General features: G+C 63.5%; 18 protein-coding genes and 2 riboswitches. Of the genes, 9 read left to right on the top strand and 9 right to left on the bottom strand.

Annotated elements, in window-relative coordinates:
• The first annotated feature begins 81 nt into the window (after positions 1-81).
• Entirely contained in the window at positions 82-1,362 is a 1,281-nt protein-coding gene (locus AB8B20_RS10910) for a Zn-dependent hydrolase (RefSeq protein ID WP_439072563.1), read from the top strand.
• Here AB8B20_RS10910 and AB8B20_RS10905 read toward each other — a convergent pair.
• On the bottom strand, positions 1,359-3,347 hold the full coding sequence (locus AB8B20_RS10905; protein ID WP_439072562.1) for a putative bifunctional diguanylate cyclase/phosphodiesterase: 1,989 nt from the start codon (positions 3,345-3,347) through the stop codon (positions 1,359-1,361). The two genes, AB8B20_RS10910 and AB8B20_RS10905, sit on opposite strands and share 4 nt — an antisense overlap.
• Before the next feature lie 306 nt (positions 3,348-3,653).
• Between AB8B20_RS10905 and AB8B20_RS10900 the strand changes: the two genes are divergently transcribed.
• Positions 3,654-4,130, top strand: coding sequence for a tyrosine phosphatase family protein (locus AB8B20_RS10900; protein ID WP_439072560.1), 477 nt, complete (start codon positions 3,654-3,656; stop codon positions 4,128-4,130).
• On the opposite strand, the gene cobS is transcribed toward AB8B20_RS10900, so the two are convergent.
• Both cobS and cobT read right to left on the bottom strand, forming a co-directional pair.
• Positions 4,123-4,887, bottom strand: a complete 765-nt coding sequence (gene cobS, locus AB8B20_RS10895) for an adenosylcobinamide-GDP ribazoletransferase (protein WP_439072559.1) — start codon at positions 4,885-4,887, stop codon at positions 4,123-4,125. The two genes, AB8B20_RS10900 and cobS, sit on opposite strands and share 8 nt — an antisense overlap.
• Positions 4,888-5,943 (bottom strand): nicotinate-nucleotide--dimethylbenzimidazole phosphoribosyltransferase, encoded by a 1,056-nt coding sequence (cobT, locus tag AB8B20_RS10890; RefSeq protein WP_439072558.1) that lies wholly within the window; start codon positions 5,941-5,943, stop codon positions 4,888-4,890.
• A gap of 99 nt (positions 5,944-6,042) precedes the next feature.
• Positions 6,043-6,233, top strand: a riboswitch (cobalamin riboswitch).
• Between the two features lie 109 nt (positions 6,234-6,342).
• On the opposite strand from cobT, the gene AB8B20_RS10885 reads away from it, so the two are divergent.
• Genes AB8B20_RS10885 through AB8B20_RS10860 form a run of 6 tightly spaced genes read left to right on the top strand, consistent with a single transcriptional unit; the run spans position 6,343 to position 14,157 of the window.
• Positions 6,343-6,792: a DUF1636 family protein gene (locus AB8B20_RS10885; RefSeq protein ID WP_093756702.1), complete on the top strand. Its 450-nt coding sequence runs from the start codon at positions 6,343-6,345 to the stop codon at positions 6,790-6,792.
• Positions 6,789-7,319 (top strand): bifunctional adenosylcobinamide kinase/adenosylcobinamide-phosphate guanylyltransferase, encoded by a 531-nt coding sequence (gene cobU / locus AB8B20_RS10880; protein WP_439072557.1) that lies wholly within the window; start codon positions 6,789-6,791, stop codon positions 7,317-7,319. The genes AB8B20_RS10885 and cobU overlap by 4 nt, the downstream gene beginning before the upstream one ends.
• Positions 7,320-8,333, top strand: a complete 1,014-nt coding sequence (gene cobW / locus AB8B20_RS10875) for a cobalamin biosynthesis protein CobW (RefSeq protein WP_093756700.1) — start codon at positions 7,320-7,322, stop codon at positions 8,331-8,333. It begins immediately after the preceding gene.
• A gap of 15 nt (positions 8,334-8,348) precedes the next feature.
• Positions 8,349-12,071: a cobaltochelatase subunit CobN gene (cobN, locus tag AB8B20_RS10870; RefSeq protein ID WP_439072556.1), complete on the top strand. Its 3,723-nt coding sequence runs from the start codon at positions 8,349-8,351 to the stop codon at positions 12,069-12,071.
• The gene (gene cobO, locus AB8B20_RS10865) at positions 12,068-12,694 is read left to right on the top strand and encodes a cob(I)yrinic acid a,c-diamide adenosyltransferase (RefSeq protein ID WP_068734347.1); all 627 of its coding nucleotides are present in this window, start codon (positions 12,068-12,070) and stop codon (positions 12,692-12,694) included. The genes cobN and cobO overlap by 4 nt, the downstream gene beginning before the upstream one ends.
• Complete coding sequence (locus tag AB8B20_RS10860) at positions 12,694-14,157, top strand: cobyric acid synthase (protein ID WP_439072555.1); 1,464 nt, start codon at positions 12,694-12,696, stop codon at positions 14,155-14,157. Before cobO ends, AB8B20_RS10860 begins: the two co-directional genes overlap by 1 nt.
• Here AB8B20_RS10860 and cbiB read toward each other — a convergent pair.
• Together cbiB and AB8B20_RS10850 are read right to left on the bottom strand one after the other, a co-directional pair.
• The gene (gene cbiB / locus AB8B20_RS10855; RefSeq protein ID WP_439072554.1) at positions 14,154-15,122 is read right to left on the bottom strand and encodes an adenosylcobinamide-phosphate synthase CbiB; all 969 of its coding nucleotides are present in this window, start codon (positions 15,120-15,122) and stop codon (positions 14,154-14,156) included. The two genes, AB8B20_RS10860 and cbiB, sit on opposite strands and share 4 nt — an antisense overlap.
• On the bottom strand, positions 15,122-15,985 hold the full coding sequence (locus tag AB8B20_RS10850; protein ID WP_439072553.1) for an ABC transporter substrate-binding protein: 864 nt from the start codon (positions 15,983-15,985) through the stop codon (positions 15,122-15,124). Before AB8B20_RS10850 ends, cbiB begins: the two co-directional genes overlap by 1 nt.
• Before the next feature lie 9 nt (positions 15,986-15,994).
• Here AB8B20_RS10850 and cobD point away from each other — a divergent pair, with 9 nt between their 5' ends.
• The gene (cobD, locus tag AB8B20_RS10845) at positions 15,995-16,981 is read left to right on the top strand and encodes a threonine-phosphate decarboxylase CobD (RefSeq protein ID WP_439072552.1); all 987 of its coding nucleotides are present in this window, start codon (positions 15,995-15,997) and stop codon (positions 16,979-16,981) included.
• 12 nt (positions 16,982-16,993) lie between these two features.
• On the opposite strand, the gene AB8B20_RS10840 is transcribed toward cobD, so the two are convergent.
• The 4 genes from AB8B20_RS10840 to AB8B20_RS10825 form a co-directional block, all read right to left on the bottom strand.
• The gene (locus AB8B20_RS10840) at positions 16,994-17,776 is read right to left on the bottom strand and encodes an ABC transporter ATP-binding protein (RefSeq protein ID WP_439072551.1); all 783 of its coding nucleotides are present in this window, start codon (positions 17,774-17,776) and stop codon (positions 16,994-16,996) included.
• Complete coding sequence (locus tag AB8B20_RS10835; protein WP_439072550.1) at positions 17,773-18,798, bottom strand: FecCD family ABC transporter permease; 1,026 nt, start codon at positions 18,796-18,798, stop codon at positions 17,773-17,775. The genes AB8B20_RS10840 and AB8B20_RS10835 overlap by 4 nt, the downstream gene beginning before the upstream one ends.
• Complete coding sequence (locus AB8B20_RS10830; RefSeq protein WP_439072549.1) at positions 18,792-20,768, bottom strand: TonB-dependent receptor plug domain-containing protein; 1,977 nt, start codon at positions 20,766-20,768, stop codon at positions 18,792-18,794. Before AB8B20_RS10830 ends, AB8B20_RS10835 begins: the two co-directional genes overlap by 7 nt.
• Before the next feature lie 32 nt (positions 20,769-20,800).
• A riboswitch (cobalamin riboswitch) is annotated at positions 20,801-21,004 on the bottom strand.
• A 46-nt stretch (positions 21,005-21,050) separates the two neighbouring features.
• Positions 21,051-21,839 carry an alpha/beta fold hydrolase gene (locus AB8B20_RS10825; protein ID WP_439072548.1) on the bottom strand — a complete coding sequence of 263 codons (789 nt, stop codon included), beginning with the start codon at positions 21,837-21,839 and terminating at the stop codon, positions 21,051-21,053.
• Positions 21,840-21,841 lie beyond the last annotated feature (2 nt).

Genomic DNA, 21,841 nt, shown 5'->3' with positions numbered 1-21,841 from the left:
TGCTTCACGATGTCCATCGTCTTGCTTCACGATGGCCAAAGTGTTCAACAATAATCGCGCCGGCGCCAGTGCCGCCAACTCATGAGCCTCATGCCGATCATGCCGACCGACACCAAACCGCCCATCGATCAGAATCGCCTCTGGGACGACCATATGGCGCTGGCCGCTATCACCGATCCCGACAAGCCATGGACGCGGCGATCGTTCTCGCAGCGCTTTCTCGACGGCCGTGCGTGGCTGCATCAGCAATATATCGCGGCCGGCATGACGGTGCGGATGGATGCCGCCGCCAATGTGATTGCGCGGCTGGAGGGCAGCGTCGCAGGCCTGCCGCCGATCATGCTCGGTTCGCATTCCGACACGGTGCCATCCGGCGGCCGCTTCGACGGCATTTCCGGCATCCTCACGGCGTTGGAAGCGGTCAGAGCGCTGCAGGCGTCCGGCTACAAGCCCCGGCATCCGATCGAGATCGTGGATTTCCTCGCCGAGGAGCCCAGCGAATACGGTATGTCCTGCGTCGGCAGCCGCGCCATGGTCGGCGAGCTCGATGCCAGGATGCTGACTTACACCAACGCAGCAGGCGAGACGCTGGCCGATGCCATCAAGCGCGTCGGCGGTGATCCCGCCGCCATCGCCGCGATGCCGAAGCCGGAATTCGTCGGCTATCTTGAATTGCATATCGAGCAGGGCGTCGTGCTGGAACGCAAGAAGCTCGATCTTGGCCTCGTCACCGGGATCGCCGGCATCACCCGCGTCGAGATCGTGCTGCAAGGTGCCGCCGATCACGCCGGCTCGACGCTGATGGAGTATCGCAAAGACGCGAGCCTTCCCGCCGCCGAACTCGTGCTGCTGGTCGCGCAGCAAGCCAATGCCTTTGCCGCGCGCAAACAAGGCCACTTCGTCGCCACCACAGGGATCCTCGAGATCAGCCCGAATGCCGCCAACGTCGTCCCTGGCGGTGCGCGCATGATCCTCGATATTCGCGCCGAGAAGGCCGCGCTGGTCGATGAATTTGTGGCACTGCTCGATCGCGAGAGCCTCGCCATCGCCAAACGCGCTAAGGTCGAACGCGAACGTTTCGCGTTGATTTCGCAAAATCCTCCCGCGCCTTGCGACGATCATCTGCTTGACGTTCTCGGGCGTAGCGCCGCCAAGCTTGGTTATTCCACGACGCGGCTGGCGTCGGGGGCCGGTCACGACGCGGCTTTCATGTCGCATATCGGCCGCAGCGCGATGCTGTTCATTCCGTCAAAGGACGGCAAGAGCCATTGCCCGGAAGAATGGTCGGAGCCCGAGCAACTGGCCGTCGGGGCGGCGACGCTGTTCGAGGCGGTGCGGTTGCTGGACGGACAGAACGACTAGCTGGCGGTGCGTTCGGCCAGCACGCCGTGTTGAACGGAGGCCAGATAATCGCCGACCTGCTCGATGCCCATGGGCTTGGCGAAGAAGTAGCCCTGCATGAAACGGCAGTTCTCCTTGCGCAGGAAGTCGACCTGTTCGTCGCTCTCGACGCCTTCGACGATGCAGTCGTGACCGAGGCCGTTGCACAGTCCAAGCATGGTGCGCAGGATCAGGCGCGCGGCAGAATCCGTCTCGATCTTGCTGATGAAGCTGCGATCGATCTTGACCTTGTCCAGCGGCAATTCGCGGATGCAGCTTAGGCTCGAATAGCCGGTGCCGAAATCGTCCAGCGAGATGCGGGCGCCCAGAGCCTTCAGGGCATTCAGCGCTTCGGTCGCCTGTACGAGATTCCCCATCACGGCCGTCTCGGTAATCTCGAAGTCGATGCGGCTGGCCTTCACCTTGCTTTGCTGGACAACAGCAATGATCTTGAGGATCGACAGGGGAGAGGCGACGTCCACCGCAGAGAGGTTGAACGAAATCCGGACATGCTCCGGCCATGTCGCTGCACCTTCAAGGGCCTTGCGCAGCAGCAACGGTGTCAACTGGCCGATCATGCCTGAGCGCTCGGCGGCGACAATGAAGCTCATCGGTGGAACATTGCCGAGCTCCGGGCTCTTCCAGCGCGCTAGGGCTTCGAAGCTCGCGGGCTGTTGTGTTTCAGCGTCGATGATCGGCTGGTAGGCGATCCACAATTCCCGTTCGAGGTCGGCACTGGCCAGAGCCCGACTCACGGAGCTGGCTTCGCGGATATCGGCTTCGTGTTCTGCAGAAAACCGGACGGCCTTGCCACGCTTGTGCTGCTTGGCAAAGAACAGCGCGTAATCGGCGCGCTCGAACAAATCCTGCGCGGTCCTGGCTGTGTCCGGAAATTCCGCATATCCGATCGAGCAGCTGATGCTGACTGTAATGTCATCAATCTCGAACGGGATGTCGAACAGGTTCTCGATGCTCTCTTCCGCCTCAACAATTGCATCCGGGTCGAGCAATTGGTCGCTGAACATGACGAATTCGTCGCCTCCCAGTCTGCCCAGAAACACGTGAGGGGCGAGATGTGCGCGCAGTCTGTCTGCGACTTCGACCAGCAAGCGATCACCCGTGTGGTGCCCATGGATGTCGTTGATCGGCTTGAAGCCGTCAAGATCCAGGATACCGAGCAGCAGGCCGCCGCTACTGTGCTCAGTGTTGACAATGCCGCGCTCAAGCTCGGCAAAGAAGTTCCGGCGATTGGGGAGACCGGTGAGGCTGTCGATATTCGAATTCCGAAAATTCTTGTCGCTCAGCACCTGCAGCTCAGCCTGCTTGATACGCAGCGCCTTCTCCGAGTTCACCCGCTTCTCGAAATCGGAGTAATTGCCGAGCAGCATGAAGAGAACGGCCCCGATGACCACGACGAAGTTGAAGGCGATGGAGACGAAGACGACATTGTCGCTGGAGCCGAAAAAGAACGCGAAAGGCACGACAACCAGCGCCATCACGATCAGCGCTGCCGCGCGCAGATGCATGAGGCAGAAGCCGCAGCCGATCGACGTCACGGCCATAAAGAACGCAACGTGGCTCTTGCTATAGGCGTCGCCATAGGGAAACAGGCTGAGGCTCCAGGCAGTGAACGCGACGCCGAGAATGCCTGCAAAGATGATCGAGCCGGTGAGCTTCTCTACGGCCTGGTTGAGCGACAGCGTGGTGTTCCGCGCTCTCAACCAGCTCAGTATCCGGATCACACAGATTGCATCGAATGCAGCAGGGAGATAGACGGTAAGCAGATGTGGCGCAGTACCATAAAAGGTGATTGCAAGTGCCGTCGTGTTGACGACCACCAGCGCATACATCATCGGCACCTGACGGGTGAAGGCAGCGAGTTTCGCTTCCACCAGTTCGGGGTTTTCGCGCGGCACGCGGAAGATCGTTCCGATTTGTGATGCCGCCATTTCGAAGTAATTCAGCATCGTACCGTCCTGGACTCTGCACTGGTAAGTTAGATACCTATCGCAACTTCTTTAAGATTGGCCTGCCTCGGTTGTCTAAAGTTCGAACGAGTAACCGATTGTTCTGATTGGCGTATTTTCTTCTGTTTGCGATGGTGCAGGTGCGAAAAGGTCGGGGGTGGTATTAAGAAACCGACCTTGCATCAGCGACATCGCAGCGGCATGAGGTTGAAGAAGGTCAATGCGCGGCAGTGAGAGCAAGGACATGACGACAGCGAGCAGGGTGTTCCAATGATCTATGTGAGCTCGCTCGGAGGCCTTTCTGCTGTGGCAGATTCGCTGCCGCCCTTCGATCTGCTGACCCTTCTGTCGCCCGCCGCGAGCGAGCGCGACTGGAGCGGGTTGGCGCGTGAGCGGCATGTGGAGCTAACCTTTCACGATATCGTCGAAGCAGCGCCGGACCTGATCGCGCCCGATGCCGACGTCGTGGATGCCATTCTTCAATTCGGCCGCGGCAGCATCGCTGACCGCCCGATGCTCATTCACTGCTGGGCCGGTATCAGCCGTTCCAGCGCCGCCGCTTACGCCATCGCCTGCGATCGCAATCCTGGCTATGAGGCGGTGATCGCCGATGAACTACGCAAGCGTTCGCCTTATGTGACGCCGAACAAATTGATGGTGCAATTGGCCGACGAACAGCTTGGCCGCGACGGCCGCATGGTCGAAGCCATCGCACGCATCGGCCGCGGCGCGGACGCTTCTGAAGGTGAGCCTTATCGATTGCCGCTTAACTGGCCTATCTGATCAGGGCCGCAACGCCGAGAAGAAATCCGATCTCGAAGAGTTGCTCGACGGCACCGAGCACGTCGCCGGTGTAACCACCGATCAGACGACGCGACCAGAGTGCGAGCAGTGCGGCGAGCGCTGCGCCGAGCAGAAGACCCGCAAAAAGCGATGCGACCGAGACGAGCGCAAGCGGGATTGCTGCAAGCACAACCACACCAAGTGCAAACAACGATTCCTCAAATCGCACCGGCGCCGCGGCGTAAGTGACCTTCATCGCACTGGTATCGCCGCTATAGGGCAGGCGGTTCATCACGAAGGCCGGCATGGCGCGTGCTGCGGCGTGGACGGCGATCAGCGCTGCCGCACCTGCCCACAGCGGCAATATGGCGAGCGCCGCGATACGCAGCGCTACGCCGAGGCCGAGTGCCAGCGCCCCGTAAGTGCCGATGCGGCTGTCCTTCATGATCGCGAGGCGTTTTTCGATCGTCCAGCCTCCGCCGAAACTGTCGGCCGTATCGGCAAGGCCGTCCTCATGTAGCGCGCTGGTGATAACGATGCTTGTTGTAATCGCCAGCAAAGCCGCGATCAGCGGTGACCAGAATTCGCTGGCAACGAGAAACACAACCGCGGAGGCGGCGCCAATGCCGACACCGACGATCGGAAAATACTTCATCGCACGCGCGAGCCAGTCAGGATCCTGCGCGTCGCCATTTGCCGGTACCGGTACCACCGTCAGGAAACGGATCGCATTCAAGAGATGCGGATCCGGCCTCATCTAGATCTTTCCGGCCAGCACGTCGTCGAGGCTCGCAACGTCGGTCAGCATGCGCGCGGCGGCGCGGACCAACGGCACCGCAAGCAGCGAGCCGGTGCCTTCACCAAGCCGCAAGCCGAGATCGAGTAGCGGCTGGGCATCGAGCGCGTTGAGTACGATGTCGTGGCCGCGTTCGGCCGAACGGTGCGCGAAGACGCAGTAGTCGCGTGCGGCCGGGCACAGACGAACGGCGAGCAATGCCGCGGCGCTGGAGATGAAGCCGTCAATGATCACCGGCCGCCGTTGCGAAGCTGCGCCGAGGATCGCTCCGGCCATGCCTGCGATTTCCAGTCCGCCGAATTCGGCAAGCACATCCAGCGGCGCAGTTGCGTCGCTGCGCGCTGCCGCCTTCGTGATCGCCGCGCGCTTGCGCGCCATGCCGGCATCATCCTGCCCGGCGCCAACGCCGATACAATCATCCAGGGGTGCCGGCGCGAGTCGATGAACCACCAGTGCCGATGAGGCCGTGTTGCCAATTCCCATCTCGCCGAGCGCGATGATGTCTGCGCCGGCCTTGATCTCACCGACGGCGATTCTGAAGCCGCGCGTCAGCGCATCGGCCGCGTGCTCTGCCGTCATCGCTGGCTCGCGCGCGGCATTCGCCGTACCCATGCGGACCTTGGCGTCGATCAGCTTCGGATGGACAGGCAGTTCCGCAGCGACGCCGATGTCGATCACGCGCACACCGATGTCATTGGCCGCGGCGAAAGCATTGGCCGTGGCGCGGCCGGCCAGATAGGTCATCACCATCGCGACCGTGACCGCCGACGGATATTGCGACACGCCTTCGGCTACGAGTCCGTGATCCCCCGCGAAGACCAGCAGCACGGCATTGTCGCCGCGCGGCTCGCCCGGATGCCGGATCATGCCGAGCTGCAGCGCCAGGTCCTCGATTCTCCCCAGCGACCCCGGCGGCTTGGCCTTGCCGTCGATGGCAGCGCGGATTCCTGCCGCGATCTGCGGGTCAACAGGCGCAATGGCGGGCGGCTGCCACAAGGACTGAGAATGGGCGGACATAGGGTTCCTTTTCGCGGCCTAACTGACGCAAGACGACCTGCAAGGTCAACAGGTCCGGGCGTCAGTCCGTCGGCGCGGTTGACCCCGGCGCACCCGGCAGATAGCGTCTTTTGCGATGGTCCTTCCGCGTGGAAGGTGAATAGGGAAGCCGGTTTGAGGCCGGCGCTGCCCCCGCAACTGTAAGCGACGAGCCCGCGCCGGTGCCACTGGGAATTCTTCAGAATTCTTGGGAAGGCGGCAACAGGCTGTGACTCGCAAGCCAGGAGACCTGCCATCACGAACTGTGCTTTGGAGGCGTCGTCGGGGCGGGGTGCACCGGACGGGAGCGAACCGACGGCAATGCTGTCGGCGCGATCCAACAAAGCTCGTAAGCCCGTGAGGGCGTGAACTGAGCATGTGATGGATCACGACAGCGCCGATATCTCTGGCGAACAAATTTCGGTCGAACCGCCGCGCCCCGTGCCCGCTGGTCCCGTTGTCGTGAGTGTGTGCATCAGCTGCAAGGCCGCCGAAACTGGCACGATCGTCGGGCCGGACATGTTCGATGCGGTGAAGGCCGCCCTCGGCGATGGCGATGGCGCCGTGATGGTGCGTCCGGTGCAGTGCCTCAGCGTCTGCAAGCGACCGGCGACCGTCGCGGTGACGAGCCCTGATGGCTACACGTTCTTGTTCGGCGATCTGCAGACCGATAGCGGCAGCGCGGCGCTGGTGTCTTTCGTGGAGTCCTATCAGAAGGCCGATTACGGTCTGGTGCCATGGCGCGAGCGCGCCGAGGTGCTGCGCAAGGGCATGGTCGCGCGCGTGCCGCCGATGCGTTGGTCGCCTGAAGATGGGCGTGCGCCGAAATGACCGCGACCTCTACCACGTTGGTGCTGGGCGGTGCGCGCTCGGGCAAGTCGTCCTTCGCCGAAAAGCTGGTCGATGGCATCGGCCTGACGAAAATCTATCTGGCCACTGCGACGGCCGGTGACGACGAGATGCATGCCCGCATCGCGCAGCATCGCAAGCAGCGCGGCGAAGGCTGGATCACTGTGGAAGAGCCGCTGGCGCTTGTCGATGCGCTGACGCGCGAGGCCACGGTCGGGCGCGTCGTGCTGGTGGATTGCCTGACACTGTGGCTGTCGAACCTGATGTTTGCCGAGCGCGATCCAGAGATTGAAGCGAAGCGCCTGGTGCGCTTCCTCGATGTCTCGCGCTATCCGATCGTGTTCGTGTCCAACGAAGTCGGCCTCGGCCTCGTGCCGGAGACACCGCTCGGCCGCGCGTTTCGCGATGCGCAGGGCCGCCTCAACCAGATCATCGCGGCCGCCGTGCCGAATGTTGCGTTCATTGCCGCCGGGCTTCCGCTCTGGCTCAAGCGTTCCCAGGAGAATTGAATGTCCCGCGTTCCCGTCACCGTCCTCACCGGATTTCTCGGCGCCGGCAAGACCACGCTGCTGCGCTCGCTGCTGACCCAGGCCGATGGCCGCCGCATCGCCGTGATCGTCAATGAGTTCGGCGATGCCGGTTTCGATGGCGGTCTGGTCGAGGAATGCGCGGCAAAGGCCTGTGCGCCCGGCGATATCGTCGAGCTTACCAATGGCTGCATCTGCTGCACCGTGGCCGATGATTTCGTGCCGACCATGGACAAGCTGCTGTCGCGCGAGCGTCCACTCGATGCCATCGTCATCGAGACCTCCGGCCTCGCGCTGCCGCAGCCGCTGTTGAAGGCCTTTGCCTGGCCGGCGGTGAAGACTCGCGCCACTGTCGATGGCGTCGTCACTGTCGTCGACGCACTGGCGCTCTCTGAAGGCCGTGTCACGCTGGACGAAGACGCTGTTGCCGAACAGCGCGCCAAGGACGAAGGCATCGAACACGACGACCCCATCGAGGAAGTGTTCGAGGACCAGCTCGCTTGCGCTGATCTGGTGGTTTTGTCGAAAAGCGATCTCGTCGCTCCGGAAAAACTCGCCGAGATCGAGACCAAGCTCAAAGCCGTGCTGCGTCCCGGCGTGAGCATCGTGCGCTCCAAGGGCGATCTCGCGCCATCGGTGCTGATCGGCCTCAATGCCGCCGCCGAGGACGACATGGCCGCTCGTGTCGGCCATCACGGCGAGGAAGAAGAACACGACCATGACGATTTCGACAGCATCGTCGTCAAACCCACCGCTGCTGCGAGCATCGACGCGATGCGTGCGCGCATCAGCGACGCGCTTGGCCTCGATGGCGTGCTGCGCGTGAAGGGTCATGCACGCATTACGGACAAGCCCGCGCCGATCGTGGTGCAGGCCGTCGGCGCTCGCGTTGAACTCGCCTTCGCCCGGCCGGACGTGATGCAGGCCGAGCATCTGGTGGTCATCGGCCTCAAGGGATTCGACGGCGACGCCGTGCGAAAGGCACTCGCCGGGTAACGCAGGTTCACCCGCATGCATCTGAAGCTCGATACCTCCGGCAGCATTGACGACGGTGACGTCGCCCGCGATCTCGGGCAGGACACCGCCGATATCGTCGTGCTGTCGGCGGCTGACAGCGATCTGGCGGCGTTCAATGCGGCGCATGCGACACTGCCGGGCGATTTCCCCAGCGTGCGGTTCACCAACATGCTGGCGCTCGGTCATCCCGCGTCGGTCGATCTCTATGTCGAGCGCACGCTGGCTGAGGCGAAGATCGTGGTGCTGCGCATGCTCGGCGGCATCAGCTATTGGCCCCATGGTGTGGAGAGTCTGCGCAGCGACGCGCTGAGCCGCGGTAGCAAGTTCGCCTGCCTGCCCGGCGAGATGGATTGGAATGCCGAACTGGCCGCCCGCGGCACGGTCAGCAGCGATGAAACGCACGCGCTGTGGCGCTATTGCAGCGAGGGCGGCGTCGACAACGCGCAGCTTGCACTGCGCTATGCCGCGCATCTGATCGGCCATGGTGATGTGCCACCTGCGGCACGGCCAATGCCGTCGGCCGGCTTCTGGCCGAACGAGCCGGCGGCGGATAACCGGCCGAATGCCATCGTGATCTTCTACCGCGCGCTGGTGGCCGGCGGCGATACGGCGGCAATTGATGCATTACGTCTGTCGCTCGACGCGCGCGGCCTCAACACCGTCTGCCTCTATGTGACCAGCCTGAAGGATGAGCGCTCCGCAGCTTTCCTGCGCGCCGCGCTTGCGGCCTATCCGCCCGATATCATCATCAACGCCACGGCCTTCGCCACCGCGACCGCGCATGATGATGCCGGCGTGCTGTCGGCCTCCGGCTGTCCCATTCTGCAGGTCGCGCAAGCAGGCATCTCGCGCGCCAGTTGGGAAGCCTCGACCCGGGGTCTCACGCCGCGCGATCTGGCGATGCATGTGGTGTTGCCGGAAGTCGATGGCCGCATCTTCGCCAATGCCATCGCCTTCAAGGAACGTGGCGCCAGCGACGGCGGCTTTGCGCCGACAACATTGCAGCCGGTGCAGGATCGGATTGATGCGACCGCTGATCTGGCGCGTGCCTGGGTCCGCTTGCGTCGTTCGTTAGCGAGCGAGCGTCGCGTCGCGCTGATCCTGGCCAATTATCCCAATCGCGATGGACGCCTTGCCAATGGCGTGGGCCTCGATACGCCGCAGAGCCTGATCGATGTGATCGCCGCGATGCGCGAAGCCGGCTACGGCACTGGTGACGCGCCTGACACGACGACCGCCATGATGCAGTTATTGCAACAGGGTCCAACGAATGCGCTTGCCGATCGCGCGGAGCGAAGCGGTGGCGTGGCGTGGCCGCTGGCTGAGTATCACGCGGCCTTTGCGACGCTGCCGGCCAATGTGCGGGCTGCTATTGAAACCCGCTGGGGCAAAGCTGCGAGCGATCCGCATGTCGTCGATGGCGCCTTCCGCCTTGGCCTGCATCGTTTCGGCAACATCACCGTCGGCGTGCAGCCGGCACGCGGTTACAATATCGATCCCAAGAGCACCTATCACGATCCCGATCTGGTACCGCCGCATCACTATCTCGCCTTTTATCTCTGGCTGCGCCGCGGCTTTGATAGCCATGCGGTGGTGCATCTCGGCAAGCACGGCAATCTCGAATGGCTGCCGGGGAAAAGCGCCGGTCTGTCAGCCGATTGTCTGCCCGATGCCGTACTCGGTCCGCTGCCGCATCTCTATCCGTTCATCGTCAACGATCCCGGCGAGGGCATTCAGGCAAAGCGCCGCACCTCCGCCGTGATCATCGATCACCTGACACCACCGATGACGCGTGCCGAATTGCACGACGATCTGGCGCGGCTGGAGAATTTGGTCGACGAATATGTCATGGCGACCGATCTCGATCCCAAGCGCGCTGCCGTGATCGCCGAAGACATCCTGTCGCTCGCCCGCGCGCAGCAGATCGATGCCGACGTCAATGTCACCCGCGACACGCCCACGGGCGAGGCGGTGCGCGCGCTCGACGCCCATCTGTGCGATCTCAAGGAAATGCAGATCCGCGACGGATTGCACATATTTGGCCGCGTGCCTGAGGACGCGCAGCGCAATGATCTCCTTGTATCCATCGCGCGCCTGCCGCGCTCGGACATCAAGCCGCAGGATGCGTCACTGCATCGCGCATTGGCTGCCGATCTCGGTCTTGGCACGTTCGACCCGCTCACCCGTGATATGGCCGATGACTATCTCGGCCCGCGCCCCGGCGTTCTTGCCGATGTCAGCGATGCAGTGTGGCGCACCACAGGTGATACCGTCGAACGGATCGAAGGGATGGCGCTGCAACTTGTCTCCGGCAAGCTGCACTGCGATCCCGCCTGGACGCGCACTGCCGAAGTGCTCGGCTGGATCACTACGACATTGCGACCCGCCATCGATGCCTGCGGGGACGCGGAGACGGCCGCATTCCTCGGAGGACTCGACGGTCAGTTCGTGCGGCCCGGTCCATCTGGCGCGCCGACGCGTGGACGCCCCGATGTGCTGCCGACCGGACGTAACTTCTTCGCCGTCGATGTCCGCGCGGTGCCGACGCCATCAGCCTGGCGCATCGGACAGCTGGCGGCCGAACGGCTGGTCGAGAGCTATTGGCAGGAGGCCGGCGAATGGCCGCGGGCAATCGCGCTATCGGCCTGGGGCACGGCCAATATGCGCACCGGCGGCGACGATGTCGCGCAGGCGCTTGCGCTGATCGGCGCACGGCCGTTGTGGGAGGAAACCTCGGGCCGCGTCACGGGCTTTGCGATCACTCCGCTGTCGGAACTGAAACGCCCGCGTGTGGATGTGACCTTCCGTGTCTCCGGCCTGTTCCGCGATGCATTCCCGACCCAGATGGACATCATCGGCTCCGCCGTGAGCGCCGTGGCCGAACTCGACGAACCCGACGACGCCAATCCCATCGCCGCCAATGTCCGCGCCCGCACCCGGACGCTAGAAGCTGGTGGCATGACCTGCGAGATTGCGCGGCGGCAGGCGACGCGCCGTGTGTTCGGCTCCAAGCCTGGCGCTTATGGTGCGGGCCTGCAGGCGCTGATGGATGAGGGTGGCTGGAGTAATCGCGCTGATATCTCCGAGGTCTATCTCGATTGGGGCGGCTATGCCTATGGCGGTGGAACCGATGGCGAGGACGCGCGCGGTGAATTCGCCGAACGGCTGAGGGGCGTCGATCTCGTCGCGCAGGCGCAGGACAATCGCGAGCACGACATTCTGGATTCCGACGACTACTACCAGTTCATCGGCGGCCTCGCGGCGACGGTGCAGACGCTGCGTGGCTCAGCGCCGCGCATCGCCCATATCGATACGTCGCGACCGGAAGCGCCGATTGCCCGGCCGCTTGCGCATGAGATCTCGCGCGTGGTGCGCGGCCGCGGCGCCAATCCGAAATGGATCGCTGGCGTCATGCGTCACGGCTACAAAGGCGCCTTCGAGATCGCGGCGACGGTTGATTATCTGTTCGGTTTCGCGGCCTCCACCAATGCGGTCGCCAATCACCATTTCGATCAGCTGTTCGCCTCCTATCTGGAAAATGACGAGGTTCGAGGCTTCATGGCATCCGCCAATCCCGCGGCGCTGCGCGAGACGGCTGCGCGCTTTGCGGAAGCGATGCGCAGGGGCCTGTGGACGCCACGTTCCAATCGCGCTGCCGATCTGATCGCCGAACTTCTGCCGCAGGCACACAAAGAGATCGCAAAGGAAATCGCATGACCGAACTCGCCCACGACGATGAAGAAAATGCCCGCCACAAGATCAAGGCGGCCAAGCACAAGGCCGCCAAGGACAAAATCATGGCGACCAAGGTCGGCGAGAAAGGCCTGTTGATCGTCCATACCGGCACCGGCAAGGGCAAGACCTCGGCAGCGCTGGGCATGGTGTTCCGCCATATCGGTCACGGCTATCCCGTCGGCATCGTGCAGTTCACCAAGTCACCGGAATGGGACACCGGCGAAGCGCGGCTGCTGAAGACCTTCCCGGATCTCGTCACGCTGCACATCATGGGCGAGGGCTTCACCTGGATCACGCAGGACCGCGAACGCGACATTGCTGCCGCGACCGCGGGCTGGGAGCGCGCCAAGGAAATGATCCGCGATGACCGCCATCGCCTGGTGTTGCTCGACGAACTCAATATCGTGTTGCGCTATGACTATCTCGACCTCAATGAGGTGCTGACCTTCCTGCGCGACGAGAAGCCGGCCGACAAGCACGTGGTCATCACCGGCCGGAACGCCAAGCCCGAGCTGATCGAGATGGCCGATCTGGTCACCGAGATGACGCTGATCAAGCATCCGTTCCGCGCTGGCATCAAGGGCCAGAAGGGCATCGAGTTCTGATGAACCTGAATACGCCCGCGCTGATGATCCAGGCGACCGGCTCCAATGCCGGCAAGTCGACGATCGTCGCTGGGCTGGCGCGGGCACTGGTGCGGCGTGGCTTGAATGTGGCACCGTTCAAGCCGCAGAACATGTCGAACAATGCTGCTGTCGCGGTCGATGGCGGCGAGATCGGCCGCGCGCAGGCGGTGCAGGCGCGGGCCGCCAGGTTGCCGCCAAGTGTCCACATGAATCCGGTGCTGTTGAAGCCGGAGACGGACACCGGCGCCCAGGTGATCGTTCAGGGCAAGCGCTGGGGCACGCTGCGGGCGAAGAACTATCTGGAGAAGAAAGCTGCACTCCTACCGGCGGTGCTTGAAAGTTTCTCGCTGCTGGCCGATCAGGCGGACATCGTTCTCATCGAGGGCGCCGGCAGCCCGGCCGAGATCAATCTGCGCGCCGGCGACATCGCCAATATGGGTTTTGCTGCCGCGGCCAACATTCCCGTAGTGCTCGCCGGCGATATCGATCGCGGCGGCGTCATTGCGAGCCTCGCCGGCACGCATCTGGTGCTGGAGCCGGAAGAACGTGCGCGCATCCACGGCTTCATCGTCAACAAGTTTCGCGGCGATCCCAGCCTGTTCGACAACGGCCTCAGGGCGATCACGCGGCTGACGGGGTGGCCATCCATCGGTGTGTTGCCCTGGCTGCCGCAGGCGGCGTTCCTGCCCGCCGAAGACGCCGTCGATCTCGACCGCACTCACGCCTCGTCATCGACGCGTATCATCGCGGTGCCGGTGCTGGCGCGGATCGCCAATTTCGACGATCTCGATCCGCTTGGCATGGAGCCCGGCGTGAAGCTCGTCTTCATCAGGCCGGGCGAAGCCATTCCGGGCAATGCCGACGTGATCATCATTCCCGGCAGTAAATCCACCATCGGCGATCTCGCCTTTCTCCGCGCTCAAGGCTGGGACATCGATATCAAGGCGCATGTGCGCCGCGGCGGTCACGTGCTTGGCCTGTGCGGAGGCTATCAGATGCTGGGTAAGACGATCGCCGATCCCGATGGCGTTGACGGTTCGCCAGGGACCGTCGACGGGCTTGGCCTGCTCGATATTGCGACGTTGATGAGCGCGGACAAGTCCACCACGCTGGTGGCAGGAACGCATTGCGCAACTGGCGCCGCCATCGAAGGCTATGAGATTCATCTCGGTCGCAGCGAGGGTGACGACTGCGCGCGGCCGCTGCTGATGATCGATGGACGACCTGATGGTGCTGCGTCAGTCGATGGACGGGTGCAGGGCACTTATGTCCATGGCTTGTTCACCGGCGATGCGTTCCGCAAGGCATGGCTGGCCAATCTCGGCATTGCGTCGTCGCTGGCCTATGACGCGCAGATCGAAGCCGCGCTCGATGCGCTGGCCGATCATTGCGAAAAGCATCTCGATATCGATCGGCTGATCGAGATTGCCCGCAGCCGTTAGAGCGGCAGCGCCAGCGCCGCATAGATCATCACCTGCAAAAGGCAGGCTGCGACGAATACGCGAAGTGCTCGCCTGATGTCGTCAGGTTTTGCGGTTCGACCTTCGGCATTGAGATAGAGATCGTTGACGGCGCCCTCGGCATAGACGCGCGGTCCAGCGATCGCGATTCCGAGCGCGCCAGCCATGGCGCTTTCCGGCCAGCCGGCATTGGGCGAACGATGCTTGGAAGCGTCGCGCATCATGATCTTCAATGACGCGATGATTGATCCGCGTGCGACCGGCGCAGAGAGCGCGACCAATATTCCCGAAAGGCGCGCCGGGATCAGATTGACGAGATCGTCGAGCCGCGCCGCCGCCCAGCCGAAATCCTGATACCGCACGCTGCGATGACCGATCATGGAGTCGGCCGTGTTTATGGCCTTGTAGGTGATCAGGCCGGGCAATCCGAGCAATGCCAGCCAGAACACCGGCGCGACGATGCCGTCGGAGAAATTTTCGGCGGTGGATTCGATCGCCGCGCGCGCGACGCCGCCTTCATCAAGCCGCTCCGGATCGCGGCCGACGATCATTGCGACGACCTGGCGTGCTGCGGGCAATCCGCCCTCGGTGAAAGCGCGGTGCACGCGGGCCACATGCTGATACAGGCTGCGTTGGGCGATCAGCGTCGAGGCAATCAGGGCTTCGACGCCGAAACCGATCCAGTTGTCGTTGAGAAGATCGGTGAGCAGTCCGCCGACAAGTATTGCGACACTGACCAGCGCGATGATAGTGACGACGCCTGCCAGCTTGCGCTGCCGACGCGACCAGTCTTCAAGATTGAGCCAGCGTTCCAGCCAGCCGATGCCGTTGCCGATCCAGACCACGGGATGCGGTAGTCGTCGCCACAGCCAGTCGGGATCGCCGATCACGGCATCGAGCAGCAGCGCCGCGACCACCAGGAGGAGCGCGTCGCCATCCACCAGCATCAGGGGGCCACGCGGTTGATTTCGGTGGTCAATCGGTCGAGTGCTTCGACCATGGTCGGGCCACCGCAGGCGGTGAGGCGCTCGGGCAGAACCAGTCGCTTCGACGCCGGATAGAATGTCTCCAGTGCGGGATGCAGCAGGAAGGCGCGGCCTTCGTCTTCGGCGAAATCAGTATTGTCGGTGACCAGCAGCAGATCGGGCCGCAGCGTGACGATGGCCTCCAAGGAGGCGAAGCCGCCAGCCTTGAGGCCGAGCTCGCCGCCGGCATTGCGCAGCCCGACCGCTGATAGCAACGATGTGGTCAGATTTTCGCCGCCGGACACCCAGCCGCGCCGCGACACCGCCAGCACGCGCAACGGCTTGCGCTGTACGGCGGCATGGGCCTGCGCGATAGCAGTATCGAGCTTCACGATCTCGGCCTCGGCACGCTCTGGATGCTTCGCCAGCGCGCCCATTTGGCGAAGCTGCTTCTTGACGTCGTCGAGCGAGCGGGCCGGATCGAATTCGGCGACCTTCAGTCCCTTCTCTTTCAGGAGTTCGCGGGTCGCGCGCTTGGTGAAGCGGCCTGCGACGACGACATCCGGCTTCAGCGCCAGCACGTCCTCGGCCTCGCCGGACAGCAGGCGGAACGCCTTAGCCTTGTCCTTATCCCATGAGCGGAACGGATCGCGCGCATAGGGGCTGAGGCCCAAAATCTGCTCGGGATCGGCGAGGGTGACGAGCAGTTGATCGGTGCAGAGATTGATCGAAGCGATACGCGGCAGATCCGCTGCACTGGCCTGCAGCGGCGCGTATGCGAGCAGTGCGAGTGCCGTAGCCGCGAGCGGCCAAAGCCTCTCGCGCTTCGCCCGATATGATGGCATGACACAGGCATGAAACATGGTGGCGATCTCACGCAGGCGATGGCGGAATTCGGCGGCGCGCCGGACCAATGGCTCGATCTCTCGACCGGGATCAATCCATGGCCGTGGCCCATTCCTGCCAACCTGCCGAGTCATCTTTGGGAACGCTTGCCGACGCGCGCCGACGAACAGTCGCTGTTGTCCGCCGCGCGCAGCGCCTACCACGTACCCGATAACGTCGATGTCGTTGCTGCTGCCGGTACGCAGGCTCTGATCCAGTGGCTGCCGCATCTCGCCGTGCCCGGAGCCGTTGCCATCGTCGGGCCGACCTATAACGAGCATGTCGCGGCTTGGCGTGCCGGCGGACATGAGGTTGGCGTGATCGGCAGCCTTAGTGTGTTGCCTGATCATGCCAAGCATGTGGTGATCGTCAATCCCAACAATCCCGACGGGCGTGTCGCCACGCGCGATGAACTCGCCGATGTTGCGGCGATCCTGCAGCGACGCGGCGGCTGGCTGGTGATTGACGAGGCCTTCGCCGATGTCGATCCCGCGATCAGCGTGGCTGGCCTGTGTGCGACACTGCCGGTAGCGATCCTGCGCTCGTTCGGAAAATTCTACGGTCTCGCGGGCGTACGTCTCGGCTTCGCGCTCGCGGCGCCGCTGATCGCGCAGCGTATCGCGGCGGCGGTTGGTCCATGGGCGTGTTCCGGCCCGGCGCAGGTCATCGGCGCGGCCGCTTTGCGCGACGAGCGCTGGGCCACGCAGACTCGCGTCGCGCTGGTCGCGCAGGGCATCAAGCTGGACAATGTGTTGACCGATGCCGGTTTCGAGATCGTCGGCGGCACGCCGCTGTATCGGCTGGCGCGACGTGCCGATGCCTCGAAATGGCATATCGCATTGGCCCGGCAGCAGATCTGGTGTCGACACTTCGACTGGAGCCATGAGCTGCTGCGGTTCGGCCTGCCACCCGATGCGGCTGCTCTGAGCCGGCTTGCTTCTGCGCTGGCGAAATAACCGCCACATCGCTCAGACTCCCGCCCAGGGGAGGATAATCGTTTCGTTCCGGTGTTCGGCGCGATAGGCGCTGATGCGGAACACATTGGCGACGATGTCGTCAGACAGCGCCTGTTGCGGTGCGCCTTGGGCCGCGAGGCGCCCGTCGGACATCACCAGCACCGTATCGGCAAAGCGTGCTGCGAGGCCGAGATCGTGGGTCACCACGATCACCAGCACGCCGCTGTCGGCGACATCGCGGAGGTTCTTCATGACGTCGATCTGGTAACGCGGATCGAGCGATGCGGTCGGCTCATCCGCCAGCACGATCGGCGCCTCGACAGCGAGGACGCGGGCGAGCGCGACGCGGCTGCGTTCGCCGCCGGAGAGTTCGGTCACACGCCGATCGGCAAAGGCGACGACGTCGGTGGCCTGCATGGCGCGTTCGACCGCAGCCTTGTCCGACGATGTCAGCCGCGCCGGATCGGTCGCGCCATGCGGATAGCGGCCAAGGGCGACGACGTCCTTCACGTCGAGCGGCCAATGCACGACATGGCCTTGCGGCAGATAGCCGAAGCGCTTGGCGCGCTCGCGGAGCGACAAGGACGCCAGTGTGTCGCCGGCGACATGGATCGCGCCGGTGGACGATTGCAAGCCTGCCAGCGCGCGCAGCAGCGTCGTCTTGCCGGCGCCGTTCGGGCCAACCAGGGCGACGAGGTGCTGTCGGTGCAGCGAAAGCGAGACTTCGTGCAGCACCTCGCGCCCGGAGAGCGTGACGCTCAGATTGCTCGCGGTCAGTAGCGCCTGATCGGTCATGCGACGCCTCCGCCCAGAGCGCGCCGCTCGCGCATGATGAGATAGAGGAAGAATGGCACGCCGATGATCGAGGTCAACACGCCGACCTTGATGTCGGTGGTCGATGGGATCAGGCGCACGGCGATATCCGCGGCCAGCAACAGCGCCGAGCCGGTCAGGGCGCTCGGGATCAACAGGCGTGCGGGATCATGGCCGATGATCGGGCGCATCAGATGCGGCGCGATGAGGCCGATGAAGCCGATCGTGCCGGTGACGGCGACAGCGCCGCCAACGCCGAGCGCGACGCCGAGGATCACCAGCAGGCGCAGGCGGCTCACATGGACACCGAGGCTCTGTGCGGTTTCTTCGCCGAGGCTCAATGCACGAAAGGCCGAGCGCTGGCTCATCAAAATGATTGCACCGGCGATGATGAATGGCAATGCCAGCGTGACGTGACGGAAGCTGCGGTCTTCCAGCGAGCCGAGCAGCCAGAACGCGATCTCAAGTGCGGCGAAAGGATTTGGCGAGAGGTTCATCACCAGCGCCGTCGCAGCACCTGCGAGACTTGAGATCGCAAGCCCGGCGAGGATCAGCAGCAACAGGCCCGCATTGCGACCGGCGATACCGAGCAGCACGAACACCGACAGGAACGCCATCGTGATGCCGGCAACAGGCAGCGCCCATGAGCGCACATCGGCCCAGCCGAGCGAAATCATCAGCACCGCGCCGAAGGCCGCCGATTGCGGTGCGCCGAACAGTGATGGCGAGGCAAGGGGATTGCGCAGCAGGCCCTGCAGCGCGGCGCCGGACAGACCGAGGATCGCGCCGATGGCCAGCGCAAGGATCGCGCGCGGCAGGCGGATTTCGCGCACGATGATCTGATGCACATCGCTGCTGCCGCCGAACAATGCATCGAGCACCGTCAGCGGCGAGAGTTTGACAGGTCCGGTGCCGAGCGAGCCCAGCGCCAGCAGCGTCACAAGACCGACGAGCGCGATGGTCGCGATCGTCCGGCGGCGTACTGCTGGCGCTGCGGTCACCATGTGGCGTTGAAGCCTGCGTAAGCCGCAGGCCCCGTGGTGCCGAAGTTCAGCACTTCCTGATAATGCTCATTCAGGATGTTCTCGCCTCGGGCGAAGACCTTCCAGTTCGCATCGATCTTGTACTCGGTATAGAGATCGACGCGGGTATAGGCATCGACCTGACCGACCTGATTGGCACTGCTGAAGCGCTTCGACACCGTGGTTACGCGTGGCTCGATCATCCACTTGTCGGTGGGCGTGATGGTGAGCGCGAAGCGGGCGAAGTTCTTGGGCCGCCGTGCCAGCACGGTGTCGGTGCCGAGATCCTGGGCGTGCAGATAGGTGTAGGCCACGTTGAATTTCACCCAGCCCGGAATGACATCGACATTACCACCCACTTCGAGGCCGCTGGTCTCGGCGCGGGCGACGTTGTTATAGCAGCCCGTGGTCTGTCCAGCGGCGCATGCACTAGGTGTAAACGATACAAAATTGATCAGATTTCTATAGTCGCTTGCGAAGCCCGTGACCGAAAGTACCACGCGACCGTTGAACAGGCTCTGATCGATACCGGCATCATAGCCAAAGTTCGTTTCGGGCGAGAGCGACGGGGTGCCGTTGGCCTGTGAATAGAGCTGGAACAGCGTTGGTGCCTTGGCGCCCGTTCCAGCGCTGGCGTGGAATTTCGTCCCGATCTCAGCGATACTGTAGGCGGCAGTCGCGCGCCACGTTTCGAAGCGGGCGACATCGACGACGTCATCTACGCGGCCGCCGAGGGTAACGTTAAGGCGTTCGCCGATCGGTACCGACCACAACGCGAACAACGAATTTGTGTCCTGCCGCTTCGACAACGTAGGGGTCATTGCAGTCGGCGTTTGAAGAATCCCCGTGGTGAAAGTTTGTGCCGTTTCACTCTGGGTCTTGGCACCATAGATCAACGAGCCGAAAGCGCCGAGTTTCAGCGTCGCCTGGTATTCCGCGCCGAGACTATTGCCCCAATAATCCAAGGTCCTCGCGGTCGCGCCCGTTGGCGGCCGCATGCCGAGTGGATAGCTGAGTTCGTTGAACGTGCGCTCGGTATGGGTATTCGAGACAGTTATGTTGTGCGTCAACACGCCACCGAACGAATCGATCCCAACGCGCCCGTAGACGGTTTGCAGCAGGCGGTCAGTGGACGATCCTGTGTCTGGATAGGTACCGCTGGCCGCATCATAGGCCGCACGCGTGAACGAGTGGACGATGCCGGACTCCAGCCGGATGCCTTCGCCGGCATCGTAGCCGATGCGCGCAGAGCCGCCGACGCGATCGAAGCTGTCGTTTTCGAGATTCGGAAAACGTGCTTCGAGGGCAGGGATGCGATAGCCGTAACGCGAGAAGCCGTTGCTGTGCTGACCGCCGCCGGTGAAGGCATAGGACCACGGACCGTTGGAGCCGGTCAGCGATCCCTGCGTCATGACCGTGCCATAGCTGCCGGCTTCGGTGCGGACGTTGAATTGTGCCGGGCCGGAACCCTTCTTGGTGATGATGTTGACCACGCCGCTCATGGCGTCCGATCCATAGAGCGCGCTCTGCGGCCCCTTCAGAACCTCGATGCGCTCGATGGCCGAAGGCGTGAACATCGCGAATTCGAAATCGCCGGACGCCGCCGTGGGATCGTTGACGCGGATGCCGTCGATCATCACCAGCGTCTGGCCGGTGTTGCCGCCGCGCAAGCGCACATTCGCGGTGCCGCCAGGGCCGCCGTTTTCACTGATGTCGAGACCTGGCACAGTGCGCAGCGCATCGACCAGCGAGCCGGGATTGCTGGTCGCAATGGTCTCGCCTGACACCACGCTGATCGAACTGCCAGTGCGATTGAGTTGTTCGGGTGCTCTGTCCGCCGTCACCACGATTTCGGAGAGTTGCTCGGCACTGGACTGCGCATGGGCAGCACTGTGAGAGCAGGACAGAACAACAACGGCCGCAGTGCCTGCGGCCAAATTCCGGATAGTCATATAACCCCTTCCGTCGACCCACCGTCGAACGAGTGTGAAACTCGTTACCGGCCGGTCTCCTGGCTCGCGGTGGTCTCCCGGTCCGCCTTCCCGAATCTGCGATGCAAATTCAGTGGCTTTGTGGACCTGGAATGGCCGCTTACAGTTGCGGGGGCAGCCGCGGCATAGGGGATATTTCCCCGCACCGCATTCCCGTTTCACCTCCTTGCGGAGGCACCGATAACGACAGACAGGAAGCACAGCGCGCCGCGCGGTGCAACAGCCATCGCCGCGTTGTGGACTCTATTGCTCGTGCTGTAGCGCGGCGAGCACGTCGTCGGGGCGCTCGACCATCATCATGTGGCCTGTACCCGGCAGAATCACCGTGCGGGCATTTTTCAATGCGGCCGCCAGGGCCTTGCCGGCTTTGGCGGGAGTCATCATGTCCCGCTCGCCGAGGATGAGCGTGACAGGGATATCAAGCTGGGCCGCAGCAGTCAGCGCATTCTGGTATGTATTGCAGGCGTTGAGATCGGCGAACAGCACGCCCGGCTTTGTGGCTTCCAGCACGCGCTGCGCGCCGCTATGCATCCACAACCCCGGCGCGAGGCTGCCGCCGAGTTCGGCGCGAAAGCCGAGCCCCCAGATCGACACCATGTCGATGGCGGAATGCTGATTGGCTTCGGCGTCCTTGAGCAGATCCGGGCCGACGGTCATCGTCCCCGCCGTGCCCATCAGATCGAGGCGCGTGACTTTACCGGGATGCCGCGCTGCAGCCTCCAGCGCGATCAGCGAGCCCATGGAATGGCCGATCAGTCGCGCAGTCTTTGCGCCTGCAGCCTCGATCAATGCTGCTGTCCAGTCTGCGAGATCGGCGATGGTCGTGAGCGCTTCACCCTTTGAGCGACCATGGCCGGGCAGATCCGGCGCCAGCACGGCGAAGCCATGATGCGCGAACCAGCGCGTATGCAGCGCCCATGTCGAGTGATCGAAGCCGGCGCCGTGGATCATCACGACCACCGGCAGGGAAGGATCGAATGCGCGGCCGCCATTCGCGATATAGGTCTCGTGACCGTTGACGGTGAGTTGCATCG

This window comes from Tardiphaga sp. 866_E4_N1_4 (genome assembly GCF_052076075.1).
Classification (GTDB): domain Bacteria; phylum Pseudomonadota; class Alphaproteobacteria; order Rhizobiales; family Xanthobacteraceae; genus Tardiphaga; species Tardiphaga robiniae.
This window is presented reverse-complemented; position numbering and strand designations above follow the sequence as displayed.